The 22486-nt window shown below is 48.1% G+C and carries 16 protein-coding genes, 1 rRNA gene and 1 pseudogene; 9 read left to right on the top strand and 9 right to left on the bottom strand.

Going from position 1 to position 22486, the window contains the following annotated elements; genetic code table 11:
* The 4 genes and pseudogenes from rrf to EHS89_RS08420 form a co-directional block, all read left to right on the top strand.
* Positions 1-114: ribosomal RNA gene (gene rrf, locus EHS89_RS08435) — 5S ribosomal RNA — on the top strand; the annotation flags it as partial.
* An 806-nt stretch (positions 115-920) separates the two neighbouring features.
* A complete protein-coding gene (locus EHS89_RS21065) occupies positions 921-1082 on the top strand; it encodes a hypothetical protein (RefSeq protein WP_170167450.1) in 162 nt (53 codons plus the stop codon).
* A 400-nt stretch (positions 1083-1482) separates the two neighbouring features.
* A pseudogene (locus EHS89_RS21360) lies at positions 1483-2124 on the top strand (YccT family protein).
* A 93-nt stretch (positions 2125-2217) separates the two neighbouring features.
* Positions 2218-3141 (top strand): porin, encoded by a 924-nt coding sequence (locus EHS89_RS08420; protein ID WP_124925689.1) that lies wholly within the window; start codon positions 2218-2220, stop codon positions 3139-3141.
* A gap of 606 nt (positions 3142-3747) precedes the next feature.
* Here the strand turns inward: EHS89_RS08420 and mnmH are convergent.
* Both mnmH and EHS89_RS08410 read right to left on the bottom strand, forming a co-directional pair.
* Complete coding sequence (gene mnmH, locus EHS89_RS08415) at positions 3748-4842, bottom strand: tRNA 2-selenouridine(34) synthase MnmH (RefSeq protein ID WP_124925688.1); 1095 nt, start codon at positions 4840-4842, stop codon at positions 3748-3750.
* 12 nt (positions 4843-4854) lie between these two features.
* Positions 4855-5460 (bottom strand): DUF2238 domain-containing protein, encoded by a 606-nt coding sequence (locus EHS89_RS08410; protein ID WP_124925687.1) that lies wholly within the window; start codon positions 5458-5460, stop codon positions 4855-4857.
* Between the two features lie 86 nt (positions 5461-5546).
* Here EHS89_RS08410 and EHS89_RS08405 point away from each other — a divergent pair, with 86 nt between their 5' ends.
* Positions 5547-6176 (top strand): tRNA-uridine aminocarboxypropyltransferase, encoded by a 630-nt coding sequence (locus EHS89_RS08405; protein ID WP_124925686.1) that lies wholly within the window; start codon positions 5547-5549, stop codon positions 6174-6176.
* An 89-nt stretch (positions 6177-6265) separates the two neighbouring features.
* Here the strand turns inward: EHS89_RS08405 and EHS89_RS08400 are convergent, their stop codons facing one another.
* The 7 genes from EHS89_RS08400 to EHS89_RS08370 all read right to left on the bottom strand — a co-directional run bounded on the left by EHS89_RS08400 (position 6266) and on the right by EHS89_RS08370 (position 15758).
* Positions 6266-7108 (bottom strand): metallophosphoesterase family protein, encoded by an 843-nt coding sequence (locus EHS89_RS08400; RefSeq protein ID WP_124925685.1) that lies wholly within the window; start codon positions 7106-7108, stop codon positions 6266-6268.
* The gene (locus EHS89_RS08395) at positions 7108-8487 is read right to left on the bottom strand and encodes an SLC5/6 family protein (protein WP_124925684.1); all 1380 of its coding nucleotides are present in this window, start codon (positions 8485-8487) and stop codon (positions 7108-7110) included. Before EHS89_RS08395 ends, EHS89_RS08400 begins: the two co-directional genes overlap by 1 nt.
* Before the next feature lie 797 nt (positions 8488-9284).
* Positions 9285-9773 (bottom strand): universal stress protein, encoded by a 489-nt coding sequence (locus EHS89_RS08390; protein WP_124925683.1) that lies wholly within the window; start codon positions 9771-9773, stop codon positions 9285-9287.
* A gap of 17 nt (positions 9774-9790) precedes the next feature.
* Entirely contained in the window at positions 9791-12670 is a 2880-nt protein-coding gene (locus EHS89_RS08385) for an FAD-binding and (Fe-S)-binding domain-containing protein (protein WP_124925682.1), read from the bottom strand.
* A 123-nt stretch (positions 12671-12793) separates the two neighbouring features.
* Positions 12794-14179 (bottom strand): TRAP transporter large permease, encoded by a 1386-nt coding sequence (locus EHS89_RS08380; RefSeq protein ID WP_124925681.1) that lies wholly within the window; start codon positions 14177-14179, stop codon positions 12794-12796.
* Positions 14179-14706: a TRAP transporter small permease subunit gene (locus tag EHS89_RS08375; protein ID WP_124925680.1), complete on the bottom strand. Its 528-nt coding sequence runs from the start codon at positions 14704-14706 to the stop codon at positions 14179-14181. The genes EHS89_RS08380 and EHS89_RS08375 overlap by 1 nt, the downstream gene beginning before the upstream one ends.
* Before the next feature lie 158 nt (positions 14707-14864).
* Positions 14865-15758, bottom strand: a complete 894-nt coding sequence (locus EHS89_RS08370; RefSeq protein ID WP_229753725.1) for a TRAP transporter substrate-binding protein — start codon at positions 15756-15758, stop codon at positions 14865-14867.
* Here EHS89_RS08370 and EHS89_RS21355 point away from each other — a divergent pair.
* The 4 genes from EHS89_RS21355 (at position 15757) to aceF (ending at position 22073) form a co-directional block, all read left to right on the top strand.
* Positions 15757-16110, top strand: a complete 354-nt coding sequence (locus tag EHS89_RS21355) for a hypothetical protein (protein WP_229753723.1) — start codon at positions 15757-15759, stop codon at positions 16108-16110. The genes EHS89_RS08370 and EHS89_RS21355 overlap by 2 nt on opposite strands.
* Positions 16111-16310: 200 nt before the next feature.
* Positions 16311-17075, top strand: a complete 765-nt coding sequence (gene pdhR / locus EHS89_RS08365; RefSeq protein WP_124925678.1) for a pyruvate dehydrogenase complex transcriptional repressor PdhR — start codon at positions 16311-16313, stop codon at positions 17073-17075.
* A 315-nt stretch (positions 17076-17390) separates the two neighbouring features.
* A complete protein-coding gene (gene aceE / locus EHS89_RS08360; RefSeq protein ID WP_268239400.1) occupies positions 17391-20078 on the top strand; it encodes a pyruvate dehydrogenase (acetyl-transferring), homodimeric type in 2688 nt (895 codons plus the stop codon).
* Between the two features lie 33 nt (positions 20079-20111).
* On the top strand, positions 20112-22073 hold the full coding sequence (gene aceF, locus EHS89_RS08355; RefSeq protein WP_124925677.1) for a pyruvate dehydrogenase complex dihydrolipoyllysine-residue acetyltransferase: 1962 nt from the start codon (positions 20112-20114) through the stop codon (positions 22071-22073).
* The last annotated feature ends 413 nt before the right edge of the window (positions 22074-22486 follow it).

Genomic DNA, 22486 nt, shown 5'->3' with positions numbered 1-22486 from the left:
TGGCGACCATAGCGAGATGGAACCACCCGATCCCTTACCGAACTCGGAAGTGAAACGTCTTAGCGCCAATGGTAGTGTAGGGATTCCCTATGCGAGAGTAGGTCATCGCCAAGCACCTAATACGAGAAACCCCAACACGCTGTGTTGGGGTTTTTTAATGTCTGTGATTTATGATCTGCTCGAGCATAGATGAGACAAAAGCGCGAAGCGCGTTGAACGTCGGCGCTTGCGACGACAGCCCTGAAGAGCGAAGCGATGAATGGGTGAAGGCGAAGCCTGAATAATGTAGGTCATGCCCAATGCAGTCGCTTTGCTCCTGGGGCAAACTTTCGCCATACCCGAAGGGGCACACTGAGCACCTAATACGAGAAACCCCAACACGCTGTGTTGGGGTTTTTTCGTTTCAAAACTCAGGCTAGTCCGGTATAAAACCGACCGCTTCGCTAGTCCGAATGGCGCTACGCGCCGTGTCCGAGCATTTCATTTGTCCGATCGTAGCTGCGCTACTTGTCCGGGATTATTTAAGTTCAAAACAATATGCACCACAGAGGGCACAGAGAAAAGATGGAAAGAAACTTGTAATGCTCTTACCAACATTCTTTGCTTTTGACCTTCTCAGTGATCTCCGTGGTAAGCCGCACTTATCTTTTCCGCTCTTTCGGACGCGGCGAAGCCGCATCGGACAAGCGCAGCGTTCGGGCAAGTGAAACGATCGGACCTCGGCTCTCAGTTCGGAGCTACGGCTATTGAGTGAGGCTTGGCAGTGCCGATCTGCAGCGGTGTAGGCGTAAAGTGGGGCTTGGGTTATGTTAGTGCGGATTATGAATCTTTTATGACTTCAGATCTCTCTGGTTGTTTTTCCAGGGATGTTTCAGTCCTGAGTAGTAGTCTGATAGTTGTTATCAGATGAGGATCTGAATATGAAAATCTTATTAAAATATATCGTTTCAGCTTTGGCTGTAATGTTGTTGGCAGGTTCGGTAGGTGCAGATACGGTTCGTATGAACAACTCTTTTGAAGACTATGAGTGGCACGAAAGAGTACTACGTTTTACCTCTGACCAAGATAAAAAAGCACTTTAGAAGTAATCCCATCCAAGATCTACCAGGTTCAGCATAGTAGGTAATGTTGAACCTGCTCTATGCGTTTCTGCTCGCACCCCTTATACATAATTCTTTATATACCAATAGATCTATATGTCATATATGCTTATTGCATTATAATCTAAATACAAATGAGAACGATTCGTATAAGCATTGATAGTTGATTCTCTTAGTGGCAAAATGCCTCCGCGTTAAACAAATAATAATTTGTTAATAGAAAACTAATAAATGTGGAATAAGTTTAATTAGATTTCGAGTGTATTTTTTATTTAGTCTAAGGTTGACTTTATTGTCATATCGCAGCTCTATTATCGCAACCATTAAATTTACGGTAGTTACTGAGACACAGCTAATGTTATTTTTTTAAAGAAAAGTTTTAGTGTTTTTGTTGTTTTTTACGAGCTCGGTTTGTGCTGAAGTTAAATTAAATTTTGGGAGTGATGTGTTCCTTATAATTGTAAACGGTGAAGAGGCTGATTCTGATTCCTTTTTTGGTAGTAGGAATCAAGCTGAATTGGAAAACGGCAGTAACCAGGTTTTAATTCAGTATTCAGTTGAGATAACATCTGCAGGTGATACTGAAATAGAAACTTCAGACACTCATGTAATTCTGTTTACAGCTAAAGATACCAGTCTTGAAATTAAAGCTCTAAAAATCAAAAGCTTGTAGCAATTATCGCAATTCAATAAAGAGCAGCAGTGGCTGATCACTGACGATAAGGGAAAAAGTATTGAATTCCAATCAGCTGTTCTGAAGAAAGTGGGCTTTCAGCTGGATCGGAACTATAAGCGTGAGCTCGAAGAGTTTAACGCAACGAACAACGCTGCAGCCTTGAAAAATATTAGTCGTATAAATGTTAAGGCTTTTAATATGGCGAATACTACAGCAGAAGCTAATGTAAGCGCTGAAGGTAAATCAATGCCAGGTGTAATGCTTCAATACTGGTTTATGCAAGCTGATAAAGAAACTCAGGAAGCATTTAAAGCCTGGATTTTAACGCAATATAATTATTTTTTGTAAGGGATTATGCCTTGTTGTTTTAATGAGGTAGCAGGGATCGTTTGTCTTAAATTTATATTTAAATTTTTATCTTTTCTTAATTTGGAGAAAGAAATGAAAAAGCTTATTCTGGTTGCTGCAATTACAGCGACTACTGCTGGTGCTGCTAACGCTGCGACTATTTACGAAGGTAATGGTCTGACTTATGAGTTGGGCGGTGATTTCCAGGTACAACTGCGTAAAGCTGTTGGTGATGACGTAGATACCGATATCGAGTTTGACGATCTGGAAGTACATAACACTGTTACCTACGACCTGGGTGATGATATGCAGGCGTTTGGCGCTCTGGACTTCAGCTTTGATGGTGCAGCTGAAGGTGATGAGGATGGTGCTGAGCTTGAAAATGCTTTCCTGGGTATGCAGTTTGGTAATGTAGCTGTTTCTGTTGGTAAGCAGGACATGGCTGTTGAAGGTTTTGGTATCGAGAATCAGTACGAAAACGAAGAAGACCAGTCTCAGTTCGCTGAAGATGCTGGTGATAACGTAGTCCGTGTCGATTTCGAAGGCGAAAACCTGTACGTTGGCGCTTCAACAGTTCTAGAAGGTGACGAAGACGAAGCAAAAGGTTTTGATATCCTGGCTGCTACTTCTGTAGCTGATGTTGAGCTGGCTCTTGCTTACCAGACCTACGATAACGATGACGATCTGGACTATAAAGCCTGGGGTGTAAGCGCAGCATTTGATGCTGGGTTCGCTGCATTCGGCGCTGACTACAGCTCTGCTGATGACAAGATTGCAGACGAAACCAACAAGACTTACGGTTTGGTTGCTGTTGTTCCTGTTGCCGAGACTACAGAAGTTTCTGTTGGTTACCAGAGCACTGACTACGAGTCAGCTGAAGATGTTGCTGAATGGTATGCGAACGTAACCTACAAGTTCCCAACTCAGAAGAATGTTAGCGTATTTGCAGAGATCGCTGATTCTGATGCTGATGACAAGGACCTGGGCTACCTGGCTGGTATGCGCGTTAAGTTCTAAGAAACAATATACTCACTCAGAGGTCACCCCTTCGAGCTTTGAGTGACAAAATGTTTTAGGCCGGTTAGCAATAACCGGCCTTTTTGCGTTTCAGGGTAAGGGAATCGAACGCTGCGCTTGTCCGAACATAAAAGCCGAAGTTCGATCCTTTCACTTGTCCGAACGTTGCGCTTGTCCGATGCGGCTTCGTCGCGTCCGAAAGAGCTAAAAACATTCTCACCACGGACGGCACAGAGGACACAGAGAAAAGAATTATAGATAAACGCCTTCTACCTCTTCTTCGCAAGGTTTATGGATACTGGGTAAATAGCTCTTTTCTTTTCGACTATAGGACTACGACCCCTGAAAAAATACCTTCACCACGGAGGGTACATAGGAAAAGAAGAGTAACGAAAGGTCCAGAACTGAGAAAGCAATTATGTTATATCCCTTATCCTGAATTTCTGCTTTTGACCTTCTCAGTGGCCTTAGCATGCCCCTTGGGTACTGTGTTCTCTGTGGTAAACCGCTCTTATCTTTTAGCTCTTTGGGACCTCGGACAAGTTGCGTAGCAACGTTCGGACACGGCGCGGTAGCGCTATTCGGACAAACGAAGTGATCGAATCCTTATCTTGTAGTCTCTACCAGATAATCATGGCATTCCTGCCAGTCGCCCCGGAATGTAATTCTGTCAGCCTTAAGGCTAAGCTGATACTCGTACATCGGATCGTAGTACCACTCGAGTAATGGCTGCAACCAGTTTATATGTTGCTCAAAGCCAGCACCTGACTGATGTTGGTTAATGGCTTTAGTCATTTCTTTGCGTAATATCTGCCAGCGCTCGTTGCCAAGGCGTTTACGAATCTTATCCAGCCCGCTAAAGAGGTATTCAGAGCAGAGTTGTTGTCCCTGCTCTTCGCCGTAATGTGCAATGTATGATGCGACCATATCGATAACATAGTCTTTCAGTAATCGTTGGATACGGATATCGAAAGGATCCTCAATCACGATGACCGGGGAATCCTGCATTTTCAGATAGATCGGCCGGGGTAAATCAACACTGCCGATATTGCGGCCTTCATCTTCAAAAACAAGCTGCTGATGGCCCGCATTCTGTTTTTTTAATAATTGAATAGAAGTCTGGTTTTCAAAATTAATCTGAGTGCTTGCCGGTTCAACATAAGGACCAAAACTGGAGCCACGGTGGTGCGCTGCGCCTTCAAGATCAATGGCATTATCGAGACGGTTGACCATTAAGGTTTTAGCGCTACCTGTTTTACCGCCCACAATATGGAAGGAGAGTTGTGTAGCAACATCCTCGAATACAGATAACAGTGCATTGCGCAGTGCTTTGTAGCCACCGGTTATAAGCGGATAATCGACGCCAGCATCCTTAAGCCATTGCTGTGTAGTGTGGGAGCGCAGGCCGCCACGGAAGCAGTAGAGGTAGCCTTCGGGATTTTTGTTGCAGAAGTCTAGCCAGAGAGCCATACGTTGTTCTTTTGTTGCACCGCTGACCAGCTTATGACCCAGTATAATGGCTTTTTGCTGGCCTTGTTCTTTGTAGCAAGTGCCGACAAGAGTACGCTCCTCATCAGTCATCAGTGGCAAACTTACTGCACTGGGAAACGCACCCTGACTGAACTCAATCGGTGCCCGAAGATCGATCATCGGGGTATCATTAAGGAAGAGTTCGCGGTAATTACAGGTGTCTTCGCGCATTAGTTAGCCCGGTTATTTTGAGTCTGAGTTGAGTTGGTGTAATTGTTTATCATGCAGGCGGCTGAGAAGTAGTAGAGCAAGACAGGCGCCAATCAGTGCCAGAAGCATATCTGACTGGGTATCCCATACATAACCTTGTGTGCCTAAGAATGCTTCGGCTGATTGGCCTGAGAGCTCTGCGACCCACCACTCTATCAGTTCGTAAAACGCACTGAATGCCAGGCAAAAGCTGATGACAAACAGCTTGAGCCAATTGCTACCGTTGACGGCGTTCTTACGTATTAAGAGCTCTCTGGCAATGATTGCGGGGATAAAGCCCTGTGCCAGGTGTCCTATCTTGTCATAATTATTACGTTGCCAGCCAAACCACTCTGAGATGCGGTCAAATAGCGGGACTTCAGCATAGGTATAATGGCCGCCGACCATTAATATAATGCAGTGAATCAGTATTAACAGGTAAAGCAGTCCCGTCAGTGGAAAGGCTTTTCGGGTGGTCACTAAAACGACTGCACCTATAAGGGCAGGCAGCACTTCAAGAAACCAGGTGAACTGATCTTTCGGATCGATGCCAGACCAGATCAGCACCGCAGTAAATAGAGTTACCCAGAGTATTTGCATGGGCGACAGTATACGGGATTTGATGGGCCTAAAATAGCGTCTATCCTATGCTATGATCCGCTCTTCATTCCATTAATAGTTAATTTATGCAGCTTGATAATCCCCCCAGAAAGCCCTTTATTGCCAGGGGGTCAAAAATCCAGCGTTGTGAGCACTGCTTGTTACATACGGCGGGCTGTATTTGTCATGCCCGTCATCAGATTGTTGCTAAAGTACAGTTCTGTCTGTTATCGCACCCTTATGAGCTTTATAAACCGACCAATACCGGTCGTTTGATTGTCGATACTATTGCTGCGAGTCAGGTGTTTCACTGGAGTAGAACCGAGCCGGATAGCGCATTCATCAAGTTGATTAATGATCCGGCAATCGATCCTTATATTGTCTTTCCGGCAGCAGAAGATTATCAGCATCGCATGGTGAACTTTCGTGAGAAAACGGACCGCCAACCTTTGTTTATTATTCTCGATGGTACCTGGCGGCAAGCAAGGCGAATGTTTCGTTTAAGTCAGTATTTACAGCATCTACCGGTGATCTCTCTCAATACACAGAGGCAGTCACGTTATAGCCTGCGCAAGACCGAGGTTTCTGATCAGCTTTGTACTGTTGAAGTTGCCGCTGCTTTGTTAGAGCAAGTGGGGGATCAGCATGCGGCAGATCATTTGGATAGCTACTTTGATCTGTTTAATAAAAACTATGCTGAATCGAGAAGGTTTTGATCATGCTGGCGTCAAGATCTATGACCAAAAGACGATTCTGTTTTTTCTGATTATTATCTGGTTCTTATGATCTGATTATCTTGCCCCGGCTATTTTATCGCCAAATGAATGGCTGGTAGCTTTATCTGTTTGCCCGTTCTGTTTTGCTCTTCATCAGGAAGCACGTCATGGCTAGGCCATATGCCATTACCGAGCGCCTGCATGTAGCCATTATTCAGTCCCGCTTTATGCATTTCATCAGCGGTTTGATTATGATCGTAACTTAATTGATGCCAGCTGATTTTAAGTTGCTTGCTTTGGCGACTGATTAGCATATACCAGGTAGAGGTATTGCCATCATTAGCGGGCATACCGATGACACCGGCATTTAGCCAGAGGCCTTGTTTTGTTCTGTTGCCAAAGGGAATGCCACAATGTCCGGCGATGATCACTTCACTCTGAGCTGTTTCTAGTTGCCTCTGTTTTAGCGTGACTGAGTCCGAATCAAACACAAACTGATTACTTTGTTCTACACCTCCATGAATCGCGGTGAAGGTATAGCCAAGGTAGTCAAAGCTTATACTGGCTGGTAACTGCCGCATCCAGGTTTTATTGTCGTCACTGACCCTCGGTAATGTGTAGTTATACCACTGAGCTGAAAGCAGGTCGCAAGTGGTGCCTTCAGAAAAGCCACAACCGCAGTCTTCAGCGCTGGCGCCAATGGATTCTTCACAGTTACCGGCAACAACGGCAATATCCCAGTCCCGGATAAAATCCACTGTTTCATCCGGCTGAGCGCAGTAGGCGACCAGATCTCCCGTACAGAGTACATTCCCAGCAGGGATCTGCAGCTTTGTTGCGATCTGGCGCAGCGACTGAGTCGCCTGTAGATTGCTGTAAGCCCCGCCAAATATTAGTAGGGGCTTGTTTTGATCGGGTTCGAAATGTCCCATTAGGCTGTTTTAGTCTGCGGCTGTTGCTTAGTGTTAAGGGCCCCGGCCCAGAACAACAGACAGCCGCCTATCAATACTGTTAATGAGATATATAGTAGCTTGGTGTATTTATGGCTGTCGCCAAGTAACTGGGTATGGCCGGCGGATTCAACAAAGTATAGTGCTGCACCTCCGACTGCCAGTACAAAGCAACTCAGGTAACTCCAGAGAGGGATGTCGGTACGCTTACCCCATAGCGAGAAGAAAATAACCGGCGCCAGATACATTGATGCGGTGCCACTGACAGCGACGGCACTGAACAGATCTTTATTACCGATAAAGACTAATAGCAGGCCGAGTAATACAAACACCAGCATAGTGATGCGACCGTTCTTAAGGCTGGGCTCGACCCATTTCATATCAACGGCGACCAGCTTGGATGAACTGGATAGTGTGCTATCAAGGGTCGACATGGCTGAGATGACCAGAGTGATATTAAATAACAGCATGGGTGTTTCACCCAGAATACGCATCAATACGGTATTCATAGACTCGCCACTCATCGCATTAGCGCCAGCGATCACACCAAAACAGCCGAACAGGGTGATACAGATAATGCTGATCCATGCCGCATGGTAAAAGCTTTTGCGGGTTGTTGTTCGGTCAGCCAGAAAGCCTCGATCCATCATCACCGGATCGTGCATTGGATAGCTCCATACCTGTAACAGGGCAACCATCAATAAAATCGGGCCAGGTTCACTGATATCGAAAGGCTTGAACATCAGATTTTCCAACGTGGCCTGTCCGGTACCCATAACCAGTACGGTGAGTACCGTCATAACAATCAGAAACAGTACCATCTGGAATAGATCGGTACGCAATGAGGCGTGTAAGCCCCCCAGCATTGAATATACCAGTGTGACAATGGCAAACAGGGCTACGGCCAGAGTATAAGAGCTGCTTCCGGCAACACCGAACAGAATGCCAATGACCAGGATGTTAGCAAACACCTCACTGATAAGCCTGACCGCGATAACAAAGTTATAACAGCGGCTGCCCCAGGCGCCAAAACGATCGGTCAGAAAAGCCTGAATGCTATCGAAGCCGTGCTGGAAGCGAACCGAATCGATTATTTTTGCGCCGGTAAGAAAAGACAGGTAGTAAGCGGCATAAGCCAGAGTGCCCCAGATACCGTAATAAAAACCCAGAATTGCGGCATTCAAAAGCGAGCGGGCAAAGATCCAGGTCGTGACCTGGGAGAGTGTCAGAAGCAGCAAACCAGGCTGGCCTCCGGCGGGTGATAAGCCTTGAAAGAAGGCACCTTTGTTTTTAGCTTTAGGGGAAATGATGACAGAGATGATTGCGATTGCAGCCACCGCCAGGGTAAGTGTAATTTCCATTACCTGTCCGTGTTTATTATCGTTGATTGCCAGTCAGAGAAGCTAACTGATTGAAACTGTGAATAAAGATAGCAAATATAGCGCAAAAACATGAAATAAAACTGAATGCTTTAGAGCCGAAGTTAAAGAATCGATCGTTACGCTTGTCCGATATTAAGATCCGATCGCTTCGCTAGTCCGAATGGCACTACGCACCGAGTCCGAGCATTTCATTTGTCCGATCGTTGCTGCGCAACTTGTCCGGGACTATTTAAGTTCAAAACAATATGCACCACAGAGGGCACAGAGAACACGGAGGAAAGATTGAAAAGATTAAAGCACTTAGCTCTTCTCTTTTTGTTCTTTCAGTCCTTTAAAGAATTATCACCACAGTACCCAAAGGGCATGCCAAACACACGGAGAAAAGATTGAAAAAAGCGTATTATTCTTTTATCAACATTCTTTGCTTTTGACCTTCTCGGTGTCCTCTGTGTTCTTAGCATGCCCTTTGGGTACCGTGGTAAATCGCTCTTATCTCTTATCTCTTATCTCTTATCTCTTATCTTTTCCGTTCTTTCGGACGCGGCGAAGCCGCATCGGACAAGCGTAGCGCTCGGACGAGTGAAACGGTCGGACCTCGATTAATATGGACCTATAAACCTGTTCAGACATAAAAAAAGCCTGTCATTCGACAGGCTTTTTCGGACTTCGGACTAGCGTAGCGATCGGGCAAGCAAAGCGATCGGACTAGTTGCGAAGCAACGATCGGACGCGGCGCAGTCGCATCGGACAAGCGCAGCGCTCGGGATTTAATCCTGTTACTTAAACTTCTTACCTACAGGTACTGCAACCACAGGTATTTTAGCGCCTTTGATAACCTGACGGGTGGTCTGGCTATGGTGACCGAAAGTGTTTTCAGAGCCCATAACAATCATGTCAGCTTTACGATCAGATGCTGTTTTCAGAATCGAGTCAGTGTAGTTGCCTTCGACAATGACATGTTCAATATCCATGTCCAGTGCCTTATCAAGGGATCCCAGTTCCTCTTCACAGAACTTAGCAACCCGTTGTTTCATCTGCTCTTTAACCTGTTCAATACCTTCATCGTGCATCTTTTTCACGGTATCTTCAGGCAGGTAGTTCTGAATCAGGGCGTGGCCCAGTTCACCAATCGGCTCAATAACATGCAACATAACAATGTGAGCATTGAATGTCTGAGCAAGGTTGACCGCCTGTCTGAATACAGGGCGGGTATGTTTGCCCAAAGAGGTTGTGTACAGAATTGTCTTAATTTCAGGGAGTGCCATGCTCAATTTCCTCATTTTTACTGATCAGGGGTATGTGCCTGTATCAGTTTGTTTTCTGGGGTTGTGTCCTGGTTACTCAGCTTTGGCTGACTAACCCGGTCCAGAAGATAAATAATCGATTTGTAATCTATACCGCTATGGTGTGACAGCCCTATTTCACAGGTTCGACTGGTCGAATAGCCTGTTTTGCATCCTGCTACCGCCGGCTTAAGGGTTCGCAGGGCTGATTCATTCAGCTCTGGTGTCGAAAAACCTTTGTCGCCAGCAAATCCGCAGCAGGTTATGTCTTCAGGTATCACTACATCGGTAACACAAGCTTCAACAATCTGTTTAAGCTTATCTGCAACCCCCATCCGTGTTGTGCTGCAGGTAATATGTAACGCTACTGTCTCTTTAGCTGGGGTAATGACCAGCCGGTCCAGCAAATATTCATGAATAAACTCTACTGTATCCAGAAGTCTCAGACGTTGATCTGTATTATCCTTTAGTCGAAGACTACAGGGACTTGTATCTGAAAGTACTGGATACTCACCATTTTGTGTAGCTGCCAGCAACATAGTGTCGGTTTCAGATGCCTTGAAGTCGGCTGCATCAAACATTCCTTTAGACTGAAACGGCATACCGCAACAAAGCTGATCGAGATTGTCCGGATAGATAACCTCAAAGCCGGCTTTGCGTAGTAGCTGCTCGGTTTTATCTGCCAACGATGTTTGATCTTCATCACCCCGCGCAGGTCCCATTGCCCGACTTGCACAGCTTGGCAGATACACTACCTTCGGTGCATCCGGGTTAGTAACAGGGCGTTGTGTGTTGATCTTAGGTGCAGCCTTCGGCATTGACGGTGTCCATTTCTGAACCCGGCCACCGGAAATCTTACGCGTGGTATCACAGATTGCACTCATCGCCTTACTACCGATTACCGCATGGGTCAGATCGGCACCCATAAATGCTGCCTTGCTGACCTTCATTACGCCACCGTAATGTTCAGCTAACCATTGTGCCAACTTGGTATGATTTTCATTATTACGGCTACGCACCGAGCGCGTCAGATCACCGGTATTGATCCCTACCGGACAGGTGGTGGAACATAACCCGCAGGCCGCACAGGTATCAATCCCCTGATAAAGGTACTCTTTACGTAGTTCGGCAAGCCGCTGCGAATCTTCGCCACTGGCTTCCAGTCGGGCGATCTCCCGCCAGATGACTATGCGCTGGCGAGGAGTCAGGGTCAGATCCCGTGACGGGCAGGTCGGCTCACAGAAACCACACTCAATACACTTATCCACAAGCGGATCGGCAGCCGGCAATGGCTTAAGATTTTCAAGGTGAACATGGGCGTTACGGTTAAGAAGTACGCCCGGATTAAGGATGTTATTGGGATCGAAAAGCTCTTTGATCTCCCACATAAGCGCGTAAGCTTCGCTGCCCCATTCCTTCTCTACATAGGGTGCCATATTACGGCCGGTACCGTGCTCAGCTTTGAGTGAGCCATCGTACTTATCCACCACCATATTGGCGACATCATCCATCAGGCCTTCATAGCGATCGGTTTCAGCCTGGGAATCAAACGACTGGGTGAATACAAAATGCAGGTTACCTTCTAACGCATGGCCAAAGATCAGGGCTTCATCGTAATGCCACTTTTCAAAGATCTGATGCAGGTCGTGTACCGCCTCAGCGAGCTGAGGTACCGGGAAGGCAACATCTTCGATAATAACCGTGGTACCTGTTTCTCGCATCGCGCCAACAGCCGGGAACAAGCCTTTACGGATCGCCCAGTACTTAGAATATTCCGCAGGGTCGGTAGTGAACTCAACCGGTTGAACGGTTTCCAGTGCAGCGATAGAGGCTTTTATTGCGTCGACCTGTTGCGCAAGGTGATCAGGACAACCGGAACGGGTTTCAACTAATAGCGCTGCTGCATCATCAGGTAGCTGTTTAATAAAGTCAGGCATGCCCGCTTTATTTTCGATAGAGCGAAGGCCTGCCCGGTCCATCATCTCGACAGCGGATACCGGCGTTTGCTTTAAAATAGCCACCGCTTCGCAGGTAGTACGTACTGTGGGGAAAAAGATCAGAGCAGAGGCTTTATTCGGATGTTCATCAACGGTGTTATAGGTGATCTCAGAGATAAAGCCTAAGGTACCTTCCGAGCCAATCATCAGATGCTTCATGATCTCGATAGGATCTTCATAATCCACCAGAGAGTTCAGTGCATAACCGGTAGTATTTTTAAGGCGGTATTTATGCTCAATACGTTGGCGTAGGTTTTCATTGCTGCGGGTCTGGAGTGCCAGGGACTCAAGGGCGGTCAGCAAGCCTTTATGGCTGTTTCTGAATTTAGCAGCAGACTGAGTATCACCGGTATCCAGTAATGTGCCATCGGCCAGTACCAGCTTCATACTGTGCAGGGTGCGATAACTGTTTTGTGCTGTACCGCAACACATGCCACTGGCATTATTGGCGGCAATGCCACCGATCATGGCCGTGTTGATGGATGCCGGATCAGGGCCTATTTTCTTATTAAACGGGGCCAGCGCTTTATTGGCCTGACCACCGATAACGCCCGGTTGCAGGCTTATCTGGCTGGCATCTTCGTTAACCGAATAGCTTCTCCAGCCATCGCGTAGTTGAATCAGAACCGAATCTGTAATCGCCTGGCCGGAAAGGCTGGTGCCTGCTGCACGAAAAGTAACCGGAATATTTTGCTGTTGGGCCAGCTTAACTATTTGAGCGACATCCTGTTCTGTTTCAGGACGCAGAACCAGTTGAGGAATCAGGCGATAAAAACTGGCGTCGGTACCGTAGGCCAGAGTGCGCAGAGGATCAGAAATGATCTGCTCAGCCGGCAGGAATGCCTGCAGCAGTTGTTCGAATTGTTGGTATTGCTGCTTCATAAGAGCCTCGCCTCGGGCAGCCAAATGCACAGGCGCTGCCCGGTATAAATCTGGCCGCTGGGGCCGGGTATGAAATAAGGAAGAGAAGGAAGGGGCGCAATACCCCTTCCTCGTACTTAATTGTTAACCGTATGCTGCAGCAGGTAACCAGAGTATCAGCTGTGGCCAGAATACCAGCACCAGCAGCGCAATTAGCTGAAGCATGATAAACGGCATAACCCCCTTGTAGATGTCACTCAGTTTTACGTTTGGCGGGCAGACCCCTTTGAGATAGAAGAGTGCAAACCCGACGGGGGGGGTGAGGAAGGATGTCTGCAATGCCATCGCTACCAACATCACGAACCATACTAATTCAGGGTTATCCACAACACCGTAGCCATTGATATCCAGTCCCAGTGCCGATATTACCGGTGCTAATAAGGGCAGAATAATCAGCGTGATTTCGATCCAGTCCAGGAAGAAACCCAGCAGGAAGATCACACCCAGGATAAAGAAGATGATACCGTACGGGCCAAATGGCAGACCGGTCAGGAAAGACTCAATCAGTTCATCACCGCCCAGTTCCCGCAGTACCAGAGCAAAACAAGTTGCACCGATAAAGATCGCGAAGATATAAGCGGTAGTATTGTATGTGCCCGCAACAACCTCTTTCATTACCTTGAAATTAAATTTGCGGTTATAGGCAGCCAGCAGGGTTGCACCAAAGGCACCCACGCCCGATGCTTCTGTCGGTGTGGCAACACCGGTAAATATAGATCCAAGCACCACGAAGATCAGCGCCAGGGTCGGGGTTACTGCTTTCAGCACATTCATTAATGTCGCGAGGGTAACCGGTTTAGCATCAGATGGAATTGGTGCTGATTCAGGCTTAAGCCAGCCGGTAACCAGAATGTAGATAATATACATGGCACCCAGCATAAGGCCTGGGAAAACAGCGCCCATAAACAGGTCACCTACTGACAGGCCTAGCTGATCGGCCATGATGACCAGCATGATACTCGGTGGAATCAGGATACCCAGGGTACCGGCACTGGCGATGGTGCCCAGAGCCAGCGGCATTGAATAGCCTTGCTTAGTCATCGAAGGCAGCGACATGACTGCCAGCAGTACAACGGACGCGCCAATGATGCCGGTAGAGGCTGCCAGTATGATACCGATAGCGGTTACCGTGATGGCCAGACCGCCACGTACGTTACCGAACAGCTCCTGCATCGACTTCATCAGGCGTTCAGCAACGCCGGACTTATCTAACATAATGCCCATAAAGATAAACATGGGCAGGGCGACCAGAATCCAGTTGTCCATGATCTTATACAGACGATTAACCACCAAACCCAGCGTCAGAAAATCCAGACCGGTAAAGGTATCCAAATAGATATCTGCCAGATAGCCGATACCGGCAAACAATACACCAATACCGCCCAGAACCCAGGCTACAGGGATACCGGTAAAGAGCAGCGCGATGAACGATAGGAACATCGCGATAACGAGAATTTCATTAGCTTCCATTACGCATTACCTTTAAACAGCAGAACAGTGTCACGATACAGACGGGATAAAACGGCAAGACCTAACATCAGCATACTGAGAGGAATGACGGTTTTGATCAGCCAGCGCCAGGGCAGGCCGGAAGGTGATTCCGAGTGCTCATTGATTCGCCATGAGTCGTGTACAAAATCGAGGCTGTGGATAAAAATAACGCTGACAAAAGGCAGTACCAGTATCAGAATACCTAGAATTTCGATGATGTGTTTTGTTCTGGCTCTGAATGATGAATAGAACAGGTCAACGCGGATATGTGAGTTAGTGGTTTGAGCATAAGAAAGGCCAAACATCACCCCCACGGCATACAAATGCCACTGTAGTTCTTCCAGAACGATTAAGCCGCTGGAGAATCCTTTTCGCAGAATAACCTGAGTCATAATTACCAGGACCAGCAGGACATACGCCCAGGCGATGCTGAGTCCTATTCTTTGAATTGCTCTGTCGATACTATCCGCCAGGGGAACTGGAGGCAGGCTGCTTTGCTCATTCACCGTGATGCACCTTTAAACCAATTATTATTTTATATAGCGTAGTTACAAAAATTCTGAAAAACGAACCAGACAGTACGCTTTGCAGAAATCTTGACTGTTGTAACTGGGAATCTGATAAAAGCCGGGGAACAGCGCTCCCCGGCTTTAAATGGTGAGTCTTACTTAGTTGTACGAGGTAGGAATGCGTTAGCTTCCCACAGATCATAACCCTTACGGAAAGTGCTCAGGTCAGACCATACTTTATTGAAGAATGGATCAGCGGCGGTTTTCTCTTCAACCACTTCCAGCCACTTCTCTTCAAATGCGTTCAGCATAGTGTCGTTCCAGTAGCGGATCTCTACACCATTTTCCTGCGCTTTGGCCATCTCTTCGAACTGCATGGATTCGCCCTCTGCAATCGCATTGGTCATGGATGCTTTACAGGTGTTCTCAACAATAGCTTGCTGTCCGCCGGACATCTTGCCCCAGGCATCTTTGTTGACCAGCAGTTCAAATACGGTTGCCTGCTGATGCCAGCCAGGGAAGTAGTTGTACTTCATGATCTTGTGGAAACCCAAAAGCTTATCAATAGCAGGCTGAGAGAACTCACTCGCGTCGATAGCGCCTTTCTCAAGTGCTCCAAAGATTTCACCGCCAGGCAGCTGTGAAGTAGAAACGCCCATCTTCTCCATGACTGAAGCGCCCAGACCGAAGAAGCGCATGTTCAGACCTTTCAGGTCTTCAGGCGTGTTAATTTCTTTGTTGAACCAGCCTGAGGTTTCAGGGGAGATAATGGCACAAGGGATAACTTTTACGTTATAGCCGTTGGTGTCATACATCTCCTGGTACAGGCTCATGCCGTTACCGTAGTACAACCAGGCCATATACTCGCCCGCTTCCGGACCAAATGGTACTGCTGAGAACAGAGCAGCTGCAGGCATTTTACCCTGCCAGTAACCGGCTGTAGCATAACCAGAGTTCACTTTACCTGAAGATACCGCGTCCAGAATCTCTTTTGCGCCAACCAGCTTACCCGGCTCGTAGATCTTCATCTTTAAAGTGTTATCACTCATGACAGGCAGCTGTTCAGAGACCCACTTAATAGGTGTGCCCAGTGCTGGCAGGTGTGATCCAAATGCGATTGGGGTTTTAAGTAATACTCGGTCAGCAGCTTGTACAGTAGCAGTAGTTGCTGTCATTGCAGTTGTTATTACTGCTGCGGAAACAAGAGACTTGGCGATTTTATTCATGATGTGTCCTCATGATGTTTTGTTGTTTTTGTTCGGCATTGCCGGATTCAGAACAGGCCATTCGGAAGCCTTTTTAAAAATGTTCTTGAATAATTGGTCATACCAATTTACCATGCAATCAGTCGCTACCTTAAAAGTTAAACGCGTAGCTTGTCAATGGTTTTTTAAGTTATAAATCTAGACTCTTTTTCTGAAAATACGTTATTTTCCATAAAAAACAACGATAAATGGGCTGTTAGAACGAAAGGTGAGTTTGGTAAGACCAATTTTCATTTGATACCAAAAGGTGATCTTCTATATAGTGCAGCCTTAAAATATGGCTATAGATAGAGAGCACACCTGTCCTGGATCGGATGACGTGGTGGAGAGATAAAGATGGCGTATCAGCGGGTTAAGCAACCGAAAATTTCTGACGTAATTATGGGTCAGCTGGAAGAGATGGTACTGGAAGGTACACTTAAGCCGGGCCAGCGGTTGCCGCCAGAACGTGAATTGGCAAAACAGTTTGAAGTGTCGCGCCCCTCTTTAAGGGAGGCGGTACAAAAGCTGGCAGCTAAAGGCATTCTGGTGAGTCGGCAGGGGGGCGGGACTTTTGTCTCTGAAGGCTTAGGTGATGCATTTTCTGATCCGCTCTTAGAACTGTTCAAAACCCATCCTGAAGCGCAATACGATCTGCTTGAGTTCCGTCATGCTCTGGAAGGAGTGTCTGCCTACTATGCCGCACTGCGTAGTACCCCAGCTGATAAAGAGAATATTAAAGCCTGTTATAAGCTGTTGCAGGAGCATCACGACAATAAAGCCTTTGATAAAGAGGTGTATGCCGATGTGGATTTCCACCTGGCAATAGCAGAATCCACCCATAACATGGTGCTGCTGCATATGATGCGCGCACTGTTCAGTCTGCTGCGTCAGCACATCTGGGAAAACCTCCAGGATATTTACCCAAAATCAGATATTCGAGGCAAGATTCATGAACAACACTCGGTTTTGATGGAAGCGATTCTGGATGGTGACCCTGAGCGCGCCCGAAAAGCAGCCCATGATCACCTTGCCTATGTTGAAGATGCCCTGTTAGAGCAAGGTAAAGAGAACACTCGCCTTAAGCGGGCACTGCGCCGTGCTGACGTCACACCTCTGTAATATTTCTCCCGTATAAAAACTACACAGGCTGATTATTTTGTAGTCAGTGTGGACTTTAAAACGGTTTTTTTGTAGTATTACTACAGAATTAATAACTAGAACAAAAAATGGCAGGCTTGTTGCGGTGCAGCATGGATCCTGTTTCTAAGCTCTTTAAGGCCTCAAATAGAAGGTTTGGGCGTGAGGCAAAGTGCTAAATATTCTGAATAATTGATTAAATTCAGCTTTATGGTTGTTTTGTTGTCTTGTCACGTCTAAAAACTTCTATTCTTACAGAGTTTACCTTCGCAGCCGGGTTGATTGGGAGACCTGGTTTTGAGTGCAAGAATAGTGGAGAAAGGCAAAGTGCAAGATATTATCGATGATATTGATCCAATCGAAACAACGGAATGGATGGACGCGCTGGAGTCCGTTGCTAAAAATGAAGGCAGCGATCGCGCGCACTACATTCTGCAGAAGCTGGGTGAAAAAGCGTCTGACCTGGGCGTAAAGACGACCAGTTCACTGAATACTCCTTACTGTAACACCATCGCACCAAAAGACGAGATCCGCATGCCGGGTGATCTGTTTATGGAGCGTCGTATCCGTTCTTTCATTCGCTGGAACGCGATGGCGATGGTAATGCGTGCCAATGATAATGATGACGGTCTGGGTGGTCACATCTCCAGCTTCTCATCTTCGGCAACTCTGTACGATATCGGTTTTAACTATTTCTTCCGTGGCTCCGAAGGTGAGCAGGAAGGTGACCTGGTTTTCTTCCAGGGTCATATCGCACCGGGTATCTACTCCCGTGCATATCTTGAAGGCCGTCTGACCGAAGTACAGATGGATAACTATCGCCGTGAAGTAGACGGTGTTGGCCTTTCCTCTTATCCACACCCTTGGTTGATGCCAGATTTCTGGCAGTTCCCGACCGTATCTATGGGTCTGGGCCCGATTCAGGCGATCTACCAGGCACACGTTATGCGTTACCTGTCTGCCCGTTCCCTGATCGACCGTGGTGACCGTAAAGTATGGGCGTTCCTGGGTGACGGTGAGTGTGATGAGCCGGAATCACTGGGTGCGATCGCACTGGCAGGCCGTGAAAACCTGGAAAACCTGGTGTTCGTGGTTAACTGTAACCTGCAGCGTCTGGATGGGCCGGTACGGGGTAACGGTAAGATCGTTCAGGAACTGGAAGGTGTATTCCGTGGCGCTGGCTGGAACGTAGTTAAGTGTCTGTGGGGTCGTCACTGGGATCCACTGTTTGAAAACGATGAAAAAGGTCTGCTGCAAAAGCGTATGGACGAAGTCTGTGACGGCGAGCTGCAGAACTACAAAGCGAACGGTGGTGCATACACCCGTGAGCATTTCTTCGGTAAGTACCCTGAACTGCTGGAGATGGTTAAAGATCTGTCCGACGACGACATCATGAACCTGAACCGCGGCGGCCATGATCCTTATAAAGTTTTTGCAGCGTACCAGTCTGCAATGAATCACAAAGGTCAGCCTACTGTTATTCTGGCGCAAACCGTTAAAGGTTACGGCACCGGTAAGTCGGGCCAGGCTAAGAACGATACGCACTCAATGAAAAAAGTGGCGATGGATGATCTTAAAGATTTCCGTGATCACCACAACATTCCACTGAGCGATGATCAGCTGAAAGAAGTGCCTTACTACCGTCCATCACCTGATTCTCCTGAGATGAAGTACATGATGGATCGTCGTAACAAGCTGGGCGGTGTTTATCCTACCCGTCGTGCTGACTTCGATGCCCTTGAAATTCCACCACTGGAAACATTTGCAGCGCAGCTGAAAGAAAGCGGCAAGCGTGAAATGTCGAACCAGATGGTACTGAACCGGGTACTGAGTACGCTGGTTAAAGATAAGAATATGGGCGAGCGCGTGGTACCTATCGTACCGGACGAAGCCCGTACCTTCGGTATGGAAGGTATGTTCCGTCAGTTGGGTATCTATACTTCAGCAGGCCAGCGTTATGTACCGCATGACTCTGACCAGATCATGTTCTACAAAGAATCTAAGACCGGTCAGATTCTGGAAGAAGGTATCAACGAAGCGGGTGCGATGTCTGCATGGATGGCATGTGCCACCTCATACAGCAACAACAACTGCACCATGGTGCCATTCTACATCTACTACTCTATGTTTGGTTTCCAGCGCATTATGGACCTGGCATGGGCGGCAGGTGATATGCAGGCACGTGGTTTCTTAGTAGGTGCAACCTCAGGCCGTACTACGCTGAACGGAGAAGGTCTGCAGCATCAGGATGGTCATTCGCACCTGATGGCGCAGATGATCCCTAACTGTGTCTCTTACGATCCGACTTTCGGTTACGAAATGGCGGTGATTGTTCAGGATGGCCTGAAGCGCATGTTCCAGGACAAAGAGAACAAGTTCTACTACATCACGACCACGACTGAGAACTACGCTCATCCAGCGATGCCGGTGGGTTCTGAAGATGGCATCATCAAAGGTATGTACCTGCTGCAGGAAGGCAAAGATGCAGAGCATAAAGTACAGCTGATGGGTTGTGGTGCGATTCTGCGTGAAGTAACAGCCGCTGCTGATATTCTGCGTGACGAGTACGGTATCGAGTCCGATGTATGGAGTACGACTTCTATCAACGAAGTTCGTCGTGATGCTCAGTCGGTTGCACGCTGGAACATGCTGCACCCAGAAGAAGAGGCGCGTACCTCTTACCTGGACGAATGTCTGAAAGATCGTGAAGGCCCGGTTATCGCATCGACTGACTACATGCGTATGTTCGCTGATCAGTTGCGTGAATACATTCCACGTACTTATAAAGTGCTGGGTACCGACGGCTACGGCCGTTCAGATACCCGTACTAAGCTGCGTGAATTCTTTGAAGTTAACCGTTACTACGTCACTGTTGCTGCCCTGACTGCTCTGGCAGAAGACGGCAAGATTGAGCGTACTGTTGTAGCCAAAGCGATGCAGAAGTTTGGCATTAATCCGGAAAAACCAGCCCCTTGGACTGTGTAACCCGAAGCTGAACTTTTAAGAGAGGAAAATAACGTGAGTAATGTAAACATTACGGTTCCTGATATTGGCGGCGCGACAGACGTAGATATCGTTGAAGTATGCGTAGCGGTGGGTGATAGCATAGTTGAGGGCGATTCTCTGATCGTTCTGGAAACTGACAAAGCATCCATGGAAGTACCATCAACCCATGCGGGTACAGTGGTTGAGATTCTGGTTGAAACCGATGGCACTTGTAACGAAGGCCAGGCGATTGTGGTACTGGATACCGGCCTGAACGTAGCCGATCCGGCTGCTGTTGCACCTGAATCCGCTCCAGAGGCGCCGGCCCCTGTTGCTGAAGCACCTGCTCCGGTTGCAGCACCTGCGGCAGCCAGTGCGGTTGAAGCGATTATGGTTCCGGATCTGAGTGGCGCGACCGATGTCGATGTTGTTGAAGTGCTGGTTAAAGCCGGCGACAGCGTTGAAGAAGGCGATTCACTGATCGTACTGGAAACTGATAAAGCATCGATGGAAGTACCTGCCCCTAAGGCCGGTACAATTGTCGCGATCAATATTAAAGATGGCGACACCACCAACGAAGGCGATCACTTGTGTGATCTTCAGGTTGCTGGCGCTGCGCCTGCCGCTGCTCCTGCTCCGGTCGCTGAAGCGCCTGCGGCAGCACCAGCTGCATCAGCTCCGGCCGCGGTTGCCGGTGGTGTTGAAGATGTTCTGATCCCGGATCTGAGCGGTGCGTCCGACGTTGATGTTGTTGAAGTCCTGGTCAAGGATGGTGACAGCGTTGAGGAAGGTGACTCCCTGATCGTACTGGAAACAGACAAAGCATCGATGGAAGTACCTGCCCCGAAAGCGGGTATCGTAAAGTCCATGAAAATTACTGAAGGCGGTACGGTTAGCGAAGGCGATCTACTGATGCAGCTTGAAGTGGCTGGTGGATCTGCTCCTGCAGCTGCACCAGCGGCGGCACCTGCTGCTTCAGCTCCGGCGGCTCCTGCAGCAGCTCCAGCTAAAGCGGCTCCGGCGGCAGCGCCTGCTGCTGGCCAGAAGCTTGATAAGGACGCCTTGGAAAAGAAGAACAAGTCTGTTCATGCGGGTCCTGCTGTACGTGCCATCGCCCGTGAATTCGGTGTTGATCTGGCGCTGGTGACAGGTACTGGTCCTCGCGGTCGTATGCTGAAAGAAGATGTTCAGGCGTACGTGAAAGGTGCTCTGAAGCAACTGGCTGAAAAGCCTGCTGCGGCAGCGGTAACCGGCGGTTCCGGTATTCCGGCGATTCCAGAAGTAGATTTCAGCCAGTTCGGCGAAATCGAAATGGTGAAGATGTCCAAGATCCACAAGCTGACCGCTGCCAACATGTCACGCTGCTGGTTGAACATCCCGCACGTAACTCAGTTCGATAAAGCGGATATCACCGATCTGGAAGCCTTCCGTGGCAGCATGAAAGAGGAAGCAGCGCGCGATGGCGTTAAGCTGACTCCACTGCCATTTATGCTGAAAGCGATCGCGATTGCACTGAAAGCGCATCCGAAATTCAACGCTTCTCTGCATGCCGATGGTGAGCATGTGGTGCTGAAGAAGTATGTAAATATCGGTATGGCGGTTGATACACCTAACGGCCTGATGGTTCCGGTAATCAAAGATGCAGATAAGAAGAGCATCTATGAGCTGTCCCGTGAAGCGACAGAGCTGGCAGGTAAAGCTAAAAATCGTAAGCTGAAGCCGGCAGAAATGCAGGGCGCATGTTTTACAATCTCCAGCCTGGGCGGCATCGGTGGTACCGGCTTTACGCCGATCGTTAATGCACCTGAAGTGGCAATCCTGGGTATCTCTAAAGCAGATATCGAGCCACGCTGGAACGGTAAGGAATTCGAACCACGTAAGATGCTGCCACTGTGCCTGTCTTACGATCACCGCGCGATCAACGGCAGTGATGCAGGTAAGTTCCTGACCTACCTGAACCAGTTACTAAGCGACGTACGTCGCATGGTGATGTAAGGAAAAGGTTCGATGTCCGATAAGGCTTCTAAGCCCGATTCGGCTTCGCCTTGTCCGAATGGCTCTACGAGCCGTGTCCGAACGCTACGCTTGTCCGAGGTCCGAAACCGGACAAGAGGCCGAAGGCCTCGTTCGGACAAATGAAATGATCGGACGCGGCATAGCCGCATCGATCACTGTTTCTAGGCTATTCGCCTGACTCAAGCCCCTTCTCATGATTGAGACGGGGCTTTTTTTTACGGGTAAGTTGCCTCCGGCAACGCTCGGGCGCGATTTTTGCCGCATCGGACAAGGTGCGCAGCACCAATCGTGCAAGCGCAGCGTTCGGTTTTTCCCGGACAAGTTGCCTCCGGCAACGTTCGGACAAACGAAGTGTTCGGACGAGACGAAGTCACATCGGACCTCGGCTTTTC

It is taken from the genome of Amphritea balenae (assembly GCF_003858655.1).
Taxonomy (GTDB): Bacteria; Pseudomonadota; Gammaproteobacteria; order Pseudomonadales; family Balneatricaceae; genus Amphritea; species Amphritea balenae.
Note: the sequence above shows the minus strand (reverse complement) of the source record. Positions and strands in the feature narration are given on the sequence as shown.